Raw genomic sequence first — 17,115 nt, 5'->3', positions numbered from 1 at the left:
GAGAGCCGATGCCGTCCCGCTACTCCGCGGCCCAGAAATTCCTGCACTGGACGATCGCGGCGCTGATCTTCGGCCTCGTCCCGGTCGCGATCGTGATGACCAACATCGGCGAGGGGGAACTGCAGAACCGGCTGTTCGAGCTGCACAAGTCGTTCGGGCTGACGGCGCTGGCGCTGATCCTCGCCCGCGTGCTGGTGCGGGTCTCGCGCGGCGCGCCCGGATTGGTGCCGGGGCTGCCGGCCTGGCAGCGGCGGGCGGCGCGCGCCTCGCACCTCGCGCTCTACGGGCTGATCCTGCTGGTGCCGCTCCTCGGCTGGGCCGGCACCTCCGCCTGCTGCGCGCCGGTGGAGTGGTTCGGTGCGGTCCCGGTCACGCTGCCGATCTCGGGCGGGATGCCGGTCGGCGAGAAGATCCTCTCCGTCCACGTGGCGGCGGCCTTCCTGCTGGTCACCGTGGTGGCGATCCACGTCGGCGCCGCCCTGCATCACCACTTCGTGCGCCGCGACGCGACGCTGCGCCGGATGCTGCCGGGCCGCGGGGCGTGACGGCGACGGTCCTGGCCCCGGGGTTCCGCATCGAGGGTGACGGGGAGCGGGGTCGGGGATGGTTGCGGGGTCCCCTCCGGCGACCTTGCGGCGGAGCGTGAGGCTCATGGGCGGAGGCCTCATGGGCGGCGCTCCGGCTCGTCGCGCCGCTCCCTGAGTCTGTCTTCACCCCTCCCGTCCAATGCCGCTCGCCCGATTTGGCTGCCCTGCCCGCGCGAGGGCGGCCCCGGTGAGCGGGCGCCACTCGGCCCAAGCTACTTTATCAATCCGCGCCCCCGCGAGGGGGCGATCTCGGCAGCCGCCCGCCCGAGGTCTGGTACGACTGGTTTCAATCCGCGCCCCCGCTAGGGGGCGATAAAGCCGAAGTCGAACCGGCGTCGCGCTTGCGTTGTTTCAATCCGCGCCCCCGCGAGGGGGCGATCCGGCCATAATGAACTGATTGAGCTCCTCGTAGCGGTTTCAATCCGCGCCCCCGCGAGGGGGCGATCCTCGGAGGGTGTCTGAAGCGATGCCGTCATGCTCAGTTTCAATCCGCGCCCCCGCGAGGGGGCGATGGCGGCGGTTCAGGGACGGGCATCCAATGCGTGACGTTTCAATCCGCGCCCCCGCGAGGGGGCGATGCCAGGATCGAATGACGATCAAGGCCGCAGCAAGTTTCAATCCGCGCCCCCGCGAGGGGGCGATCGGGTGATCAACCCGTTGTAGGCGGACGGAGACAGTTTCAATCCGCGCCCCCGCGAGGGGGCGATGCGTCACCCGCCCCCATGCCGGTCGTATCGTGCACGTTTCAATCCGCGCCCCCGCGAGGGGGCGATGGCGCCACTCTAACCAACGGCGGGATCAGCGCAATTCCGGCCGTTCGCGCGAACCGGCCGGACAGCGGCGTGCGGCGGCCCGCGGGGTGGAGAGCGCGATCCTGATCGGCTTGGTTGGTCAGCGCGTTACGTCCTGCGCGAACCGTCCGGAGGACGCCTGGGCGCTTGCGGTTCGCGCGCCTCAGAAGACGAGCGGCCCGTCGAGATCCGGGATGGGCTTGGCGCCGACATGCGCGGTGCGCCGTCGCCCCTCGGCACCGAGACGGTCGAAGCGCAGGGACTCGCGCTGCGGGTCGACCAGCCCGACGCGTCGGTCGCGCAGGGCCATCCACTGGGCCGGGTCGACCTCGCACGCGAAGACCGAGTTCTGCACAGGCTGCCCCACGTCGAGGCAGGCACGGGCCACGCGGCGCAGCCGGCTGCGCCCGGCCGGCGCCCGGGCGTTCACGCCGGAAGGAATGAGCACCGCGGCAGCACGTTCCCGGTGCGCGGCCCCTCGACCCGGGCGAGGAAGCGGCCGACGCGCCGAGATACGAGACCGCGGGTCATGTCCCACGAGCGTCGGGTCCGGTCCCGAAGCGTCGCCAAGGCGATGGTATGCCCAAGCCGTCGGCTCGGTCGCGGCCGTTCGCGAGGGTCGACGGCCCGGCGCGTCCGCATCCGGGGCCGGTGAGACGGGTGGGCGGCGCCGGGCTACGCCGCCCGCGGCTGCGCGTCCCGCGGGGCGGCGCCGAAGGCCCGCAGCACCAGCGGATCGAGGCCGGCCGCGCCGTCCGCGCAGGCGGCCGCCAGCGCGTCGCGCATCTTCGGCGTCCAGAAATCCTTGACGTGCCTGGCGATGCCCGCGACCGCCTCCTCCTCCGGGTAGGGATGGAAGAAGGTGGCGATCTGGTTCGCCATGCGGATCAGCTTCGCGGTCTGGTCGGCGGCGCTCATGCGGTCTCCTCCGGTGGCGCGAGGACGAGGCGCTCGGGCCTCGTGAAGATCGTGACGGTGTCGCGGCGGGCGATCGCCGCGAGGGTGAGGCCGTTGGCCCGGGCGCGCTCGACCGCCAGCGAGGTCGGCGCCGAGATCGCCACGAGTACCGCAGCGCCGAAGCTCGCCGCCTTCTCGGCCATCTCGAAGGAGCAGCGGCTGGTGATGACCAGGAACCCCGCCGCCGGGTCGGTGCCGGCCCGCATCAGCGCGCCGATCAGCTTGTCGAGGGCGTTGTGGCGGCCGACATCCTCGCGCACGGCCAGGATCTCCCCGTCGAGATCCGCCCAGGCCGCCGCGTGGACCGCCCGCGTCTCGCGGTTGAGGACCTGCTGCCCGTCGAGGGCGACGAGCGCCCGCGCCACCGCCCCGATCCCCACCCGCACCCCTGCCTCGGGCCGCGCCTCGGCCCGCGGGATGTCGGCGAGGTCGTCGATGCCGCAGACGCCGCAGCCCGTGCGCCCGCTCATGGCGCGCTTGCGCGCGAGGTGCTCGCGCAGCCGCCCCGGCGCGAGGTCGACCAGCAGCCGCAGGCCCCCCTCCCCCGGCTCGACCGCGGCGCCGCGGATCTCCTCGGCGCCGCGCACGATGCCCTCGGTCAGGCTGAACCCGTAGGCGAAGTCCACGAGGTCGGCGGGGGTGGTCATCATCACCGCGTAGGGCACGCTGCCGTAGATCACGTTGACCGGCATCTCGACGGCGAGCGGGCGGGTGTCCTCCCGCGCCGCGCGATCGTCGTAGGCGACGACCAGGGTCGGGACGCGGGAGGCCGTCTCGGCCGCCGCGTCGCCGCCGCTACTCGGCCGCATCGAGGCTTTGGGCGATGCGGGTGAGGGAGATGTCTTCCTCATAGAACCGGGCCTGCCAATCGGAGGGCCGGTTCGTACGCCGGACCTGCACCGCCGTCACCTTGTATTCCGGGCAGTTGGTGGCCCAGTCCGAATAGTCGGTGGTGATCACGTTGGCGCCGGTCTTGGCGTGGTGGAAGGTCGTGTAGACGATGCCCGGCTGCATCCGCTCGGTGACGCGGGCCCGCAGGGCGATGTCGCCCGAGCGGCTCTCCAGCGCCACCAGGTCCCCGTCCACGATGCCGCGGGTCTCGGCGTCGAAGGGGTGGATCTCCAGCACGTCCTCCTCGTGCCAGCGCGAATTGTGGGTGCGCCGGGTCTGCGCCCCGACATTGTACTGGCTGAGGATCCGGCCGGTGGTGAGGATCAGCGGGTACTTGGCGGTCGTCCGCTCGTCGGTGGGCACGAACTCGGTGATCATGAACTTCCCGAGGCCGCGCACGAAGCGGTCGACATGCATCATCGGCGTGCCCTCGGGCGCCTGCGCGTCGCAGGGCCACTGGATCGAGCCGAGTTCCTCCAGCCGCGCGTAGGAGACCCCCGCGAAGCTCGGGGTGAGCCGGGCGATCTCGTCCATGATCTCGGACGGGTGCTCGTAGCGCATCGGATAGCCGAGGGCGTTCGAGAGCATCACCGTGCCCTCCCAATCGGCGTAGCCCCCGAGCGGCGGCATCACCCTGCGCACCCGGCTGATGCGCCGCTCGGCATTGGTGAAGGTGCCGTCCTTCTCCAGGAACGAGGCGCCCGGCAGGAAGACGTGGGCGTACTTCGCGGTCTCGTTCAGGAACAGGTCCTGGACGACGATGCACTCCATCGCCCGGAGGCCGGCCGTGACGTGGTGCGTGTCGGGATCCGACTGGGCGATGTCCTCGCCCTGGATGTAGAGGCCCTTGAAGCCGCCGCCGACCGCCTCGTCGAGCATGTTGGTGATGCGCAGGCCCGGCTCCGGCGACAGGCGCGCGCCCCAGAGGGCCTCGAAGGTCTCGCGGGTGGCGTCGTCCGAGACGTGCCGGTAGCCCGAGAGCTCGTGCGGGAACGAGCCCATGTCGCAGGAGCCCTGCACGTTGTTCTGCCCGCGCAGCGGGTTCACGCCCGCGCCGGGCTTGCCGATGTTGCCGGTCGCCATCGCCAGGTTGGCGAGGCCCATCACCATCGTCGAGCCCTGGCTGTGCTCGGTGACGCCGAGGCCGTAATAGATCGCCGCGGCCCCGCCGGTCGCGTAGAGCCGGGCGGCCCCCCGCAGGTCCGCCGGATCGACGCCGATCATCGGCCCGACCACCTCGGGCGCGTGGCGCGCCTCGGCCACGAACCGCGCCCAGACCTCGAAATCGACGAGGTCGCAGCGCGCGCGCACGTAGGCCTCGTCCACCAGCCCCTCGGTGACGATCACGTGCGCCATCGCGTTGACGAAGGCGACGTTGGAGCCGGGCCTGAGCGGCAGGTGGTAGTCGGCCCGGATGTGGGGCGACTTCACGAGGTCGATCCGGCGCGGATCGGCCACGATCAGCTTGGCGCCCTGGCGCAGCCGCTTCTTCATCCGCGAGCCGAAGACCGGGTGCCCGTCGGTCGGGTTGGCGCCGACCACCAGGATCACGTCGGCGGCCTCGACCGACTTGAAGTCCTGCGTGCCGGCCGAGGTGCCCAGCGTGGTCTTGAGCCCGTAGCCGGTCGGCGAGTGGCAGACCCGCGCGCAGGTATCGACGTTGTTGTTGCCGAAGGCCGCGCGCACCAGCTTCTGGACGAGGTAGGCCTCCTCGTTGGTGCAGCGCGAGGAGGTGATGCCGCCGACCGCGTCGCGGCCGTACCGGGCCTGGATGCGCTTGAACTCGGAGGCGGCGCGGGCGATCGCCTCCTCCCAGGTCACCTCGCGCCAGGGATCGGTGATCCGCTCGCGGATCATCGGCTTGGTGATGCGGTCGCGGTGGGTGGCGTAGCCGTAGGCGAAGCGGCCCTTGACGCAGGAATGGCCCTCGTTGGCCTTGCCGTCCTTGGAGGGGACCATGCGCACCACGCGGGTGCCCTGCATCTCGGCCTTGAAGGCGCAGCCCACGCCGCAATAGGCGCAGGTCGTCACGGCCGCGTGCTCGGGCTGGCCGTGCGCGATGACCGACTTCTCGGTGAGCGTGGCGGTCGGGCAGGCCTGCACGCAGGCGCCGCAGGACACGCATTCCGACTCGAAGAAGGTCGTCGGCCCCGCCGCGACGCGCGAGTCGAAGCCGCGGCCCGCGATGGTGAGCGCGAAGGTGCCCTGCACCTCCTCGCAGGCCCGGACGCAGCGGTTGCAGACGATGCACTTCGCCGGGTCGTAGGTGAAGTAGGGGTTCGACTCGTCCTTCGGCAGGTAGAGGTCGGAGGACTTGGCGACGTGGTTCGCCCCCTCCTCGTAGCGGACCTCGCGCAGCCCCACCGCGCCGGCCATGTCCTGCAATTCGCAGTCGCCGTTGGCCGCGCAGGTCAGGCAGTCGAGGGGATGGTCGGAGATCTAGAGCTCCATCACCCCCTTGCGCAGCCGGGCGAGCTTGTCCGACTGGGTGCGGACCACCATGCCGTCCTCGGCCGGGGTGGTGCAGGAGGCGGGCGTGCCGCGCCGCCCCTCGATCTCGACGAGGCACAGGCGGCAGGAGCCGAAGGGCTCCAGGCTGTCGGTGGCGCAGAGCTTCGGGATTTGGGTCCCGGCCGTCACGGCGGCGGCCATCACCGAGGTGCCGGCCGGGACCGTGACGCGCTCACCGTCGATCGTCAGCGTGACGGTCTTCTCGGCCACGCGGATCGGGGTGCCGTAGTCGATTTCCTTGATCAGCGGCATGGGACGCCTCTTCAGGATTTCCGGTTGATTGCTTCGCAAGGCGGAGATCGGCTTCGCTCAGGCGCCGCGCGGGCTCGTGATCCGACCGATTGCTTCGCCATGCGGATGTCGGCGTCGCTCAGGCGCCGCGCGGGGGTGTCAGACGTTGTCCGGAGGTGATCGTCCGGACGACGGATCACTCGGCCGCGAGCGGCAGCCGGGAGCTGCGGTCGAAATCCTCGGGGAAGTGGGTGATGGCGCTCATCACCGGCACCGGCGTCAGCCCGCCCATGGCGCAGAGCGAGCCGTCGGTCATGACCTCGCAGAGGTCCTCGATCAGGCGCAGCGGCTCGGCCGGGGCCTCGCCGGCGAGGAGCCGGTCCATGGTCTCGCGCCCGCGCACCGCGCCGATCCGGCAGGGCGTGCACTTGCCGCAGGATTCGACCGCGCAGAACTCGAAGGCGAAGCGGGCCTGGCGGGCCATGTCGACGCTGTCGTCGAACACCACCACGCCGCCATGGCCGACGAGGCCCTTCCGCGCCGCGAAGGCCTCGTAATCCATCGGCGTGTCGAACAGGCCCTCGGGGAAGTAGGCCCCGAGGGGCCCGCCGACCTGGGCGGCGCGGACCGGCCGCCCCGAGCGGGTGCCGCCGCCGAAATCCTCGATCACCTCGCGCAGCGTGATGCCGAAGGCGGTCTCGATCAGCCCGCCCTGCCTGACGTTGCCGGCGAGCTGGATCGGCAGCGTGCCGCGCGAGCGGCCCATGCCGTAGGCGGCGTAGGCCTCCCCGCCATGGTCCAGGATCCACGGCACGGCCGCGAAGGAGAGCACGTTGTTGACGAGGGTCGGCCGCCCGAACAGGCCCTTGAGGGCCGGGATCGGGGGCTTGGCCCGCACGATGCCGCGCCTGCCCTCCAGGCTCTCCAGGAGCGAGGTCTCCTCCCCGCAGATGTAGGCGCCGGCCCCGAGGCGGACCTCCAGGTGGAAGTCCCGGCCCGAGCCCATGACGTTCCGGCCGAGGACGCCCGCCCGCTCGCCGGCCGCGATGGCCGCCCTCAGGGTCTCGCAGGCGTTCGGGTACTCGGAGCGCAGGTAGATGTAGCCCCGCGCCGCCCCGACCGCGACCCCCGCGATGGTCATGCCCTCGATGAGCGTGAAGGGGTCGCCCTCCATCAGCATCCGGTCGGCGAAGGTGCCGGAATCGCCCTCGTCGGCGTTGCAGACCACGTATTTGCGGTCGGCCTCGGCCCGCATCACGGTGTTCCACTTGATGCCGGTCGGGAAGCCGGCGCCGCCGCGGCCGCGCAGGCCCGAGAGCGTGACGGCGTCGACCGTGGCCGGCGCGCCGATCTCCAGCGCCCGGGCGAGGCCCCGATACCCGCGATGGGCCCGGTAATCCGCCACCGAGACGGGGTCGATCACGCCGCAGCGGTGGAAGGTCAGCCGCTGCTGGCGGGCCAGGAACGGGTGATCCTCCGGCCGGCCGACGCGCAGGCGATGCGCCCCGCCCGCCAGCAGGCCGGATTCGAGCAGGGATTCGACGTCGCCCGCCCGCACCGGGCCGTAGGCGATCCGCCCCTCCGGCGTCTCGACCTCGAGCAGCGGCTCCAGCCAGACCATGCCGCGGGAGCCGGTGCGCACGAGGCGGATGTCGAGGCCGCGGGCGAGCGCGGCGCGGGTGAGGGCCTCGGCGACGCGCTCGGCGCCGAGGCCGATCGCGACGGCGTCGCGGGGCAGGAAGATCGTGGCGGTCACGCGGCCTCCTCCGTCAGGGCGGCCGCGAGGCCCTCGGCGTCGAGGCGGGCCACCGGCGCGCCGTCCACGAGGGCGGCCGGACCGCAGGCGCAGAGGCCGAGGCAGAAGACCGGCTCGATCGTGACCGCGCCGTCCGCCGTGGTGCCGTGCCAGCCGACGCCGTAGCGGCCCAGGATCTCCGCGTGCAGCGCGTCGGCGCCGACCGCCTGGCAGGCCTCGGCGCGGCACAGCTTGACCACCCGGCGCCCGGCCGGCTCCGCCCGGAAATCGTGGTAGAAGGTGATGCAGCCGTGAACCTCGGCCTTCGAGAGGTTCAGCGCGTCGGCGATCAGCGCCACCGCGCCCTGGTCCACGTAGCCGAACCTCTCCTGCAGGGCGTGCAGGATCGGCAGCGTGGCCCCTTCCAGCTGGGCGTGTTCGGCGATGATCCCGGCCGCGCGCGCGGCATCCCAGGGCTCGTGTCCCGGCATCGTCCCCTTCCCGAATTCGTTCTGGTTCTAAGGTCAGGGTGGGTGATGACGTCGGGTGAATCAATCGCGCGGTTCGGTGGAACGACAGGGATTTTTTGTTAAGGATCGCGGCCGCCACCGGATTGCTCGCGTGATCCGGGGCTCGACGGGGAGGGGGCGATGCTGACGGGCGGATGTCTGTGCGGCCGGGTGCGCTACGCGGCCGACGCGCCGGCCTTCCACGAGACCCTGTGCCACTGCGCCTCCTGCCGCCGGGCGGTGGGGGCCGCGCCGGTGGCGTGGTTCAGCGTGGCGCGGGCCGCGCTCCGGTTCACCGGGGAGGCCCCCTCCCGCTACGCGTCGAGCCCCGGCGTGGTCCGGGGCTTCTGCGCCACCTGCGGGACCTCGCTGACCTACGAGGCCGAGGCCCACGCGGAGGAGATCGACGTGACGATCGCGAGCCTCGACGACCCGGACGCCGCGCCGCCCCGCGACCACACGCAGGCGGCCGGGCGGCCGCGCTGGACGGTGCTGGCGGACGGGCTGCCGGCTTACCCGGGCCGTCGGCCGGGGCGGTGAGGCGCCCCCGCGCCCGCCCCGACCATCCCCTCACCCGCCGGCCAGCTCGCGCCCGAGCTGGGGCGCCAGGGCCCGCGCCTCGGCCAGGAAGGCCGCCACCAGCGGCGTCATCGGGTCGCGGTCGGGCACGACGAGGCCGATCGTGTGGCGGATGTCGGGCTCCGTGATCGGCACCGCCCGCACCCGCTCGGTGAGCTTGAAGGTCTCGGCCAGGGCCGCCGGCATGATGCTCGCCCACTTCGCCGTCCGCACGTGGGTGACGAGCACGATCATCGAGTTGGATTCGAGGATCGGGGCCGGCTCCGCCCCCACGGCGCGCAATTGCCGGTCGATGATGCGGCGGTTCTGCATGTTGGGGGTGAGGAGGCAGAGCGGGATATGGGCGACCTCGGCCCAGGTGACCTCGTCGCGCCCGCCGTAGATGCCCTCCGCCGCGGTGAGCAGCCGGTACTGCTCGCGGTAGAGCGGCACCGTCGCGACCCGCCCGAGCGGCTCGTTCTCCAGGTAGGTGAGCCCGGCATCGAGTTCGAGATTGGCGATCTGGCGCACGATCTCGTGCGAGGTGGCCGATTGCACGCTGAAGCGCACGGCCGGGTGGCGGGCCCGGAAGGGCGTCGTCAGGGCGGCGACGATCGGCGTCGCGGTCGGCACCGCCGCCATGCGCAGGGTGCCGGAGAGGCCGCGGCGCAGGGCCGCCACCTCCTGGCGCATGGCGCGGGCGTCCCCGACGATCCGCCGCGCCCAGTCGAGCACGCGCTCGCCCTCCGGGGTGAAGCCCTGGAAGCGCGAGCCGCGCTGCACGAGCATCACCCCGAGCCGCTCCTCCAGCTGCTTCACCCCGGCCGAGAGGGTCTGCTGCGACACGCCGCAGGCCTGGGCGGCGCGCCCGAAATGCTGCTCGCGGGCGAGCGCCAGGATGAATTCCAGCCGGTCGATCATGGGATCGCGTGGGCGCGGCGATGGGGTCGCGGATGGGGTCGCGTGGGCGCGGGGCGCGCCCGGCGCCCGCTGCCGCCGGACCCTGCCCGAAGGCGGGGCCTCGGCACAACCCGCGACGCGCCCCGCGGCCCCGTCATCCCGCCGCAACAGGGGCCCGAAACTGGACGAAGGTCCGGGGCCGCCTGGGGTTTGCGGGCCCCGGATGCGACGCCAATGCCGTTGCGCTTGCTCCGGCGTTGTGGTGTGAGACGCCCACTGAAGGATCGTCGGCGGGTGCCGGACCCTGCGCGGCCGGCCGGCGCGGCGATCGACGGCCGACCGGCTCGCGCGAGCCTCACCCCGGCCGTCTCAGACCGGATCAACGGGAGCACCGAGGGCGATATGGGGATGGCGAGGGCGCAGCATCGGCGGTTCGGCCGAGCAATTCTGGGAGGCGCCGCGGCACTGGCGGCTTTCCTCACCGGCACAGCCGCCTTCGCGGCCGGCACCGGTCAGCCCGAGCCGTGGCAGATGGATCTGCAGAAACCCGTCACCCAGGTGGCGACCGAGATCTACAACTTCCACCACCTGCTGAACGTCATCATGCTGGCCATCGTGCTGCTGGTGCTGGCGCTGCTCCTGGTGGTGATCTTCCGCTTCAACGAGCGCAAGCAGCCGGTCCCGTCCCGCACCACCCACAACACGATGCTGGAGGTGGCCTGGACGATCGTGCCGGTGCTGATCCTGGTGGCGATCGCGATCCCGTCCTTCCGGGTGCTGCGCACGCAGCTCTCCGACCCGAAGGCCGACCTGATGGTCAAGGTCGTCGGCCACGCCTGGTACTGGTCCTACGAGTACCCGAAGGAGGTCGGCGGCTTCGGCTTCGACGCCAACCTGCTGGAGGGCGAGGACCAGGAGAAGTCCGGCCAGCCCAAGCTGCTCGCCACCGACAACATCATGGTCGTCCCGGTCAACAAGATCGTGAAGATCCAGGTCACCGCCGCGGACGTGATGCATTCCTGGGCGATGCCGTCCTTCGGCTTCAAGATCGATGCGATCCCGGGCCGCCTGAACCAGTTCTGGTTCAAGGCGGAGCGGGAGGGCACCTATCACGGCCAGTGCTCCGAATTGTGCGGCCAGCGCCACGCCTTCATGCCCATCACCGTGCGGGTGGTGAGCGACGAGGCCTTCCAGGCCTGGCTCACCGAGGCGAAGACCAAGTACGCCCGCCTCGACGCCGGCGCCAAGTTCGCCTCGGCCCGCTGACCCGCGTTCCGGCCGGGCCGCGAGGCCCGGCCGCTCCCGACACGATACGCCCACTTCCCGGTGGTCCCGTTTCAAGAGGTCCCGTTCATGGCAACCGCCGCATCGGCCGGGCACGCTGAGGCCCACGAACACACCCCACCCTTCTTCCAGCGCTGGTTCAACTCCACGAACCACAAGGACATCGGCACGCTCTACCTGCTCTTCGCCTTCTCGGCGGGCATCGTGGGCGCCTTCCTGTCCTTCGGCATCCGCATGGAGATGGAGCAGCCCGGGCTGCAGTACTTCTCCAACCCGCAGACCTACAACGTCTTCGTGACCGGCCACGGCCTCATCATGGTGTTCTTCATGGTGATGCCGGCGCTGATCGGCGGCTTCGGCAACTGGTTCGTGCCGCTGATGATCGGGGCGCCCGACATGGCGTTCCCGCGCATGAACAACATCTCGTTCTGGCTGACGGTGGCGGGCTTCCTGAGCCTGGTCTGCTCGCTCTTCGTCGAGGGCGCCCCGGGCGCGGTCGGCGCCGGCACCGGCTGGACCGTCTACCCGCCGCTCTCCACCGACGGCCATCCCGGCCCGGCGGTCGATTTCGGCATCTTCGCCCTGCACCTCTCGGGCGCGGGCTCGATCCTCGGCGCCATCAACTTCATCACCACCATCCTGAACATGCGCGCGCCGGGCATGACCCTGCACAAGATGCCGCTGTTCGCGTGGTCGATGCTGGTCACGGCCTTCCTGCTGCTGCTGTCGCTGCCGGTGCTGGCCGGCGCGATCACCATGCTGCTCACCGACCGCAACTTCGGCACCACGTTCTTCAGCCCGCAGGGCGGCGGCGACCCGATCCTCTACCAGCACCTGTTCTGGTTCTTCGGCCACCCCGAAGTCTACATCATGATCCTGCCGGCCTTCGGCATCGTCTCGCACATCATCTCGACCTTCTCGCGCAAGCCGGTCTTCGGCTACCTCGCGATGGCCTACGCGATGGTGGCGATCGGCGTGGTCGGCTTCGTGGTCTGGGCCCACCACATGTACACGGTCGGCCTGACGCTGCAGACGCAATCCTACTTCGTCTTCGCCACCATGGTCATCGCGGTGCCCACGGGCGTGAAGATCTTCTCCTGGATCGCCACGATGTGGGGCGGCTCGATCCGCTTCACCGCCGCCATGCACTGGGCCGTCGGCTTCGTCTTCCTGTTCACGGTCGGCGGCGTCACCGGCGTGATCCTGGCCAACGCCGCGGTCGACCGCTACCTGCACGACACGTACTACGTCGTGGCCCACTTCCACTACGTGCTGTCGCTCGGCGCGGTCTTCATCATCTTCGCGGGCGTCTATTACTGGTTCCCGAAGATGACCGGCCGCATGATCCCCGAGTGGGCGGGCAAGCTGCACTTCTGGCTCGCCTTCATCGGCGCCAACGTGCTGTTCTTCCCGATGCACTTCCTGGGCCTGGCCGGCATGCCGCGGCGCTACGCGGATTACCCGGACGCCTTCGCGGGCTGGCACTACGTCGCGACGATGGGCGGCCACATCTTCGCCCTCGGCATGGTGGTCTTCGTCATCGGCGTGGTCCTGGCCTTCCGCTCGAAGGAGCGGGCGGCGGACAATCCCTGGGGCGAGGGCGCCACGACGCTGGAATGGACCCTGTCCTCTCCTCCGCCGTTCCACCAGTACGAGACCCTGCCGGTGATCGTCGACGAACCGTCGCACGCTCACTGAGCCGGACAGCCGAGCAGGGCCGCCCTCGGGCGGCCCTCGCTCTTCTCCCGAACCCCCGCGCGGCGCGGGTTCCGGCGAGGAGCGAAGCCCCTCCCCGTTCTTCGCCTTCGCAACCGGTGGCCATGACGAGTCTGACGAACAGCCTGAATCCCGCCCGGAGCCTCGCGCCGGCCTCGAACGGCGACGTCGCGGATTTCTTCGCCCTGCTGAAGCCGCGGGTGATGGCGCTCGTGATCTTCACCGCGCTCGTCGGGATGACGGTGACGAAGAGCCACGTGAACCCGGTCATCGCCGCGGTCTCGCTCCTGATGATCGCGGTCGGCGCGGGCGCTTCGGGCTGCCTCAACATGTGGTGGGACGCGGACGTGGACGCGGTCATGTCCCGCACCCGGACGCGGCCGATCCCGGCGGGCAAGATCCGCCCCGACGAGGCCCTGGCCTTCGGGATGACGCTCTCGGTCGGCTCGGTGCTGATGCTCGGGCTCGCCGCCAACTGGCTCGCGGCCGGGCTCCTCGCCTTCACCATCGCCTTCTACGCCGTGATCTACTCGATGTGGCTGAAGCGGGCGACGGCGCAGAACATCGTGATCGGCGGCGCCGCCGGCGCCCTGCCGCCGATGATCGGCCAGGCGGTCGTCACCGGCACGGTCGGGATCGAGGGCCTCGTCCTGTTCCTGATCATCTTCGTCTGGACGCCGCCGCATTTCTGGGCGCTGGCCCTGGTCAAGTCTGGCGACTACGCCAAGGCCGGCATCCCGATGATGCCGAACGTGGCCGGCCCCGACTCGACCCGCCGCCAGATCGTCGCCTACACGCTGCTGCTCGCGCCGCTCGGCCTCGCCCCGGTGGCGCTCGGATTCGGCGGCCTGATCTACGGCCTCGTGGCGCTGCTCGGCGGCCTCGCGATGCTGGCGCTCAGCCTGCAGGTCTACCACCGCCGCGAGGGCGAGGGCGCCGACAAGGCCGCGATGGGCCTGTTCGGCTTCTCGATCCTCTACCTGTTCCTCCTGTTCTCGGCGCTGCTCGCCGAGCAGGGCCTCGGCCTGTTCCGGCCGGTCTCGCAGCTGTTCGGATGAGCGACTTCCCCGCCCTGACCCCCGAAGAGGCGCGCCGCCGCCGCAAGCGCTCGCTGGCGATCGCGCTCACCCTCGCGGCGCTCGTCGCCATCTTCTACGTGCTGACGATCGCCAAGCTCGGGCCGCAGGTCCTCAACCGGCCGCTGTGACCCGGGAGGTGCCCCGATGACCGCACACCGTTCCAGCCCCGCGCAGGCGGGCACGCCCGCCCGGGCGGGGATCCGCACCACCCTGATCGCCTGCATCGGCACCGTGGTCGGGATGACGGCGCTCGCCTTCGCGTCGGTGCCGCTCTACGACCTGTTCTGCAAGACGACGGGCTACGACGGCACGCCGCTGGTCGGCCGCGCGCCCTCGGCCCCCGCCTCCGACGAGGTCATGACCGTCCACTTCGATACCAACGTCTCGCCGAGCCTGCCCTGGCGCTTCGAGGCCGAGGCGCCGCGCGTCGAGGCCAAGCTCGGCGCCACCCAGACGGTCTTCTTCCGGGTCACCAACACGGCGAGCCTGCCGACCACCGGGGTGGCCACCTTCAACGTCCAGCCCGGCCTGATGGGCGGCTACTTCGTGAAGATCCAGTGCTTCTGCTTCAACGAGCAGACCCTGAAGCCGGGCGAGACCATCGACGTGCCGGTGGTGTTCTACGTCGACCCGGCGGTGCGGACGGACCCGAACACCCGCGATTACGCGGAGATGACCCTGTCCTACACGTACTTCCCGTCGAAGAACGGCCAGCCCACGGCCGCGCTTGCGACAACGAGCGCGGGCGAACCGCGCCCGAATTGACCCTATGGCCCGGTGACAGGCGAGAGGGTGCACACTAAAGCGTGAGCCGGCCGAGCCGCCCCGGGGACCAGGGGGCACCGGCACACGCAGGCAAGGGGCCGCGACCCGCGCGCCGGGTCGAACGAGAGGCGAGGAGATCGATCACGATGGCCGAGGCGCACGCGAAGCACCACGACTACCACCTCGTCAATCCGAGTCCCTGGCCGCTCGTCGGCTCGGCCAGCGCCTTCCTGATGGTGTTCGGCGCGGTCTTCTGGATGAAGAGCCTGACCCTCGCGAAGCTCGCGATCGGGCCGTACTTCTTCTTCGCCGGCGTGATCGGCGTCCTCTACACCATGCTGAGCTGGTGGCGGGACGTGGTGCACGAGGCCGAGACCGGCGACCACACCCGCGTGGTGCAGCTGCACCACCGCTACGGGATGATGATGTTCATCGCCTCCGAGGTGATGTTCTTCGTGGCGTGGTTCTGGGCCTATTTCGACGCGGCGCTTTACGCGGCCGAGCCGATCCAGGCCTCGCGGCTCGAATTCACCGGCGGCCACTGGCCCCCGAAGGGCGTCGAGGCCTTCGATCCCTGGCACCTGCCGCTCCTCAACACCCTGATCCTGCTCACCTCCGGCACCACGGTGACCTGGGCGCACCACGCGCTCCTCAACGACGACCGCAAGGGCCTGAAGTACGGCCTGTGGCTGACCATCGCGCTCGGCGTGCTGTTCAGCTGCGTCCAGGCCTACGAGTACGCGCACGCCCATTTCGGCTTCTCGGGCAGCATCTACTCGGCGACCTTCTTCATGGCGACCGGCTTCCACGGCGCTCACGTCATCATCGGCACGATCTTCCTCGCGGTCTGCCTCTACCGCGCCTATCTCGGCCAGTTCTCGCCGCGCCAGCATCTCGGCTTCGAGTTCGCCGCCTGGTACTGGCACTTCGTCGACGTGGTGTGGCTGTTCCTGTTCGCGGCGATCTACGTCTGGGGCTCGGGCTTCGGCCACGCCGCCGGGCACTGATCCGACATCCGACGGATTGCTTTCGCAATGCGGATGTCGGCTTCGCTCAAGCGCCGCGCGGGCTCGCTCCGCGCGGGCTCGTCATCCGCGGTCCGGACGTGATCGTCCGGACCGCGGATGAGGCGCCGGCACGCAACGGTGCGGGAGAGGGCGGCGCGAGCCGCCCTTTTTCGTGGCGGGGCCCGCGTCCCCTCCCCATATGCGGGTGGGCGCCGCGCTCCCCCCGGTCCCGGGGCGCGCGAGCCGGCCGCCCTCCCCAGCGCAGGAGCGACATCAGGTGGACGACATCCGCACCATTCCATCCCCGGCGACGGCGGGACTGCGCGGCCGCTGCCCGCGCTGCGGCGAGGGCCACCTGTTCAAGGGGTTCCTGAGCTTCCGGCCGTCCTGCGAGGTCTGCGGCCTCGACTTCAAGTTCATCGACTCGGCCGACGGCCCGGCCTTCTTCGTGATGTCGATCGTCGGCCTCGTGGTGGTGGCCCTCGCGATGTGGGTCGAGTTCGCCTACGAGCCGCCGCTCTGGCTGCACGCCGTGCTCTGGGTCCCGCTCTCGGTCGTCCTGAGCCTGATCCTGGTGCGCCCCCTGAAGGGCCTGATGGCGGCGCTGCAATTCTCCAACCGGGCCGAGCAGGGACGCTTCCGCTGATGCGCGCGCGGGCCGAGCCTGCGGCCGGGGCGCCGCGCTGGCGCGCCCTGGTGGCGCCCGGCCTCGCCACCCTGGTCTGCCTCGCGATCCTGCTCGGGCTCGGCACCTGGCAGGTCGAGCGCAAGGCCTGGAAGGAGGGCCTGATCCGCCAGATCGTCGAGCGCGCGAAGATCGATCCCCCGCCCCCACCCCCGGCTCCCGGGGCCTGGGATCCGGGCGCCGACGAGTTCAGGCGCGTGCGCGCGACCGGCCGCTTCCTGCACGACAAGGAGACGCTGGTGCACGGGCTCGCTCCGGGCGAGGTGCCCGGGCGGGCGCAGCAGGGCTACTACGTGCTCACCCCGCTCCTGCGCGACGACGGCCCGCCGATCCTGGTCAATCGCGGCTTCGTCCCGACCGAGCTGAAGAACCCGAGGGATCGCGCGGCCGGGCAGGTCGAGGGACCGGTCACCGTGACGGGGATCCTGCGGGCGAGCGAGGCGCGCGGGATGTTCGTGCCCGCCCCCGATCCGGCGCGCGGCGAGTGGTTCAACCGCGACGTGCCGGGCATCGTCGCCGCCCGCGGGCTCGACGGGGCCGCGCCCTACCTGATCGAGGCCGACGCGACGCCCAATCCGGGCGGCTGGCCGAAGGGCGGGCAGCTGCGGGTCGACCTGCCCAACAACCACCTGCAATACGCGTTCACGTGGTACGGCATCGCGCTCTGCCTCGTGGGCGTGTTCGGGGCCTATGCGTGGAGGACGCTGTCGGCGCCGGCCTGAAGCCGGAGGCTGTCCGGGCACGCGTTGCGCGGCGGCCCGCATTCCGGGCGAGGCGCGTGCGGTGCACCTGCCGAAGCGAGAGCGATGGCGGAGACCGAACCCGATCTCCGAATCCGCGCCGCCCACCCGCGTCCGGCCATCTCGCGGCATCCACGGCGACCGGCTGACGCCGCCGCTCATTTCGTGT

General features: G+C 71.2%; 16 protein-coding genes, 1 pseudogene and 1 CRISPR repeat array. Of the genes and pseudogenes, 10 read left to right on the top strand and 7 right to left on the bottom strand.

Translation table 11 applies throughout. From position 1 onward, the window contains the following. The first annotated feature begins 8 nt into the window (after positions 1-8). Complete coding sequence (locus tag M446_RS11235) at positions 9-545, top strand: cytochrome b (RefSeq protein ID WP_012332225.1); 537 nt, start codon at positions 9-11, stop codon at positions 543-545. 259 nt (positions 546-804) lie between these two features. After that, a CRISPR array of direct repeats spans positions 805-1,360; the repeat unit is 31 nt; unit sequence GTTTCAATCCGCGCCCCCGCGAGGGGGCGAT. 181 nt (positions 1,361-1,541) lie between these two features. Here M446_RS11235 and cas2 read toward each other — a convergent pair. From cas2 to M446_RS11205, 6 genes and pseudogenes are all read right to left on the bottom strand, one after another. After that, on the bottom strand, positions 1,542-1,826 hold the full coding sequence (gene cas2, locus M446_RS11230; RefSeq protein ID WP_012332224.1) for a CRISPR-associated endonuclease Cas2: 285 nt from the start codon (positions 1,824-1,826) through the stop codon (positions 1,542-1,544). A 227-nt stretch (positions 1,827-2,053) separates the two neighbouring features. Further along, entirely contained in the window at positions 2,054-2,296 is a 243-nt protein-coding gene (locus tag M446_RS11225; protein ID WP_012332223.1) for a formate dehydrogenase subunit delta, read from the bottom strand. After that, on the bottom strand, positions 2,293-3,144 hold the full coding sequence (fdhD, locus tag M446_RS11220; protein ID WP_012332222.1) for a formate dehydrogenase accessory sulfurtransferase FdhD: 852 nt from the start codon (positions 3,142-3,144) through the stop codon (positions 2,293-2,295). The genes M446_RS11225 and fdhD overlap by 4 nt, the downstream gene beginning before the upstream one ends. Then, positions 3,131-5,989 (bottom strand): annotated as a pseudogene (gene fdhF, locus M446_RS11215) (formate dehydrogenase subunit alpha). Before fdhF ends, fdhD begins: the two are co-directional and overlap by 14 nt. 175 nt (positions 5,990-6,164) lie before the next feature. Continuing rightward, positions 6,165-7,724 carry a formate dehydrogenase beta subunit gene (locus tag M446_RS11210; protein WP_012332221.1) on the bottom strand — a complete coding sequence of 520 codons (1,560 nt, stop codon included), beginning with the start codon at positions 7,722-7,724 and terminating at the stop codon, positions 6,165-6,167. After that, complete coding sequence (locus M446_RS11205) at positions 7,721-8,194, bottom strand: formate dehydrogenase subunit gamma (RefSeq protein WP_012332220.1); 474 nt, start codon at positions 8,192-8,194, stop codon at positions 7,721-7,723. Before M446_RS11205 ends, M446_RS11210 begins: the two co-directional genes overlap by 4 nt. A gap of 159 nt (positions 8,195-8,353) precedes the next feature. Between M446_RS11205 and M446_RS11200 the strand changes: the two genes are divergently transcribed. After that, positions 8,354-8,752, top strand: coding sequence for a GFA family protein (locus M446_RS11200; protein ID WP_012332219.1), 399 nt, complete (start codon positions 8,354-8,356; stop codon positions 8,750-8,752). Positions 8,753-8,782: 30 nt separating this feature from the next. Here the strand turns inward: M446_RS11200 and M446_RS11195 are convergent, their stop codons facing one another. Then, positions 8,783-9,691, bottom strand: a complete 909-nt coding sequence (locus M446_RS11195) for a LysR family transcriptional regulator (RefSeq protein ID WP_012332218.1) — start codon at positions 9,689-9,691, stop codon at positions 8,783-8,785. 381 nt (positions 9,692-10,072) lie between these two features. Here M446_RS11195 and coxB point away from each other — a divergent pair, with 381 nt between their 5' ends. The 8 genes from coxB (at position 10,073) to M446_RS11155 (ending at position 16,928) form a co-directional block, all read left to right on the top strand. Next, positions 10,073-10,936 carry a cytochrome c oxidase subunit II gene (coxB, locus tag M446_RS11190; RefSeq protein ID WP_043702277.1) on the top strand — a complete coding sequence of 288 codons (864 nt, stop codon included), beginning with the start codon at positions 10,073-10,075 and terminating at the stop codon, positions 10,934-10,936. Between the two features lie 87 nt (positions 10,937-11,023). Beyond that, a complete protein-coding gene (gene ctaD / locus M446_RS11185; protein ID WP_012332216.1) occupies positions 11,024-12,652 on the top strand; it encodes a cytochrome c oxidase subunit I in 1,629 nt (542 codons plus the stop codon). Positions 12,653-12,774: 122 nt separating this feature from the next. Then, positions 12,775-13,728 carry a heme o synthase gene (locus M446_RS11180; RefSeq protein ID WP_012332215.1) on the top strand — a complete coding sequence of 318 codons (954 nt, stop codon included), beginning with the start codon at positions 12,775-12,777 and terminating at the stop codon, positions 13,726-13,728. Beyond that, the gene (locus tag M446_RS38105; RefSeq protein ID WP_012332214.1) at positions 13,725-13,877 is read left to right on the top strand and encodes a hypothetical protein; all 153 of its coding nucleotides are present in this window, start codon (positions 13,725-13,727) and stop codon (positions 13,875-13,877) included. The genes M446_RS11180 and M446_RS38105 overlap by 4 nt, the downstream gene beginning before the upstream one ends. A 16-nt stretch (positions 13,878-13,893) precedes the next feature. Further along, positions 13,894-14,514, top strand: coding sequence for a cytochrome c oxidase assembly protein (locus tag M446_RS11170; protein WP_012332213.1), 621 nt, complete (start codon positions 13,894-13,896; stop codon positions 14,512-14,514). A 146-nt stretch (positions 14,515-14,660) separates the two neighbouring features. Beyond that, positions 14,661-15,521 carry a cytochrome c oxidase subunit 3 gene (locus tag M446_RS11165; protein ID WP_012332212.1) on the top strand — a complete coding sequence of 287 codons (861 nt, stop codon included), beginning with the start codon at positions 14,661-14,663 and terminating at the stop codon, positions 15,519-15,521. 277 nt (positions 15,522-15,798) lie between these two features. Beyond that, positions 15,799-16,167, top strand: a complete 369-nt coding sequence (locus tag M446_RS11160) for a DUF983 domain-containing protein (RefSeq protein ID WP_012332211.1) — start codon at positions 15,799-15,801, stop codon at positions 16,165-16,167. Next, the gene (locus M446_RS11155) at positions 16,167-16,928 is read left to right on the top strand and encodes an SURF1 family protein (RefSeq protein WP_012332210.1); all 762 of its coding nucleotides are present in this window, start codon (positions 16,167-16,169) and stop codon (positions 16,926-16,928) included. Before M446_RS11160 ends, M446_RS11155 begins: the two co-directional genes overlap by 1 nt. Positions 16,929-17,115: the final 187 nt, after the last annotated feature.

The organism is Methylobacterium sp. 4-46, from assembly GCF_000019365.1.
Lineage (GTDB): Bacteria > Pseudomonadota > Alphaproteobacteria > Rhizobiales > Beijerinckiaceae > Methylobacterium.
Note: the sequence above shows the minus strand (reverse complement) of the source record. Positions and strands in the feature narration are given on the sequence as shown.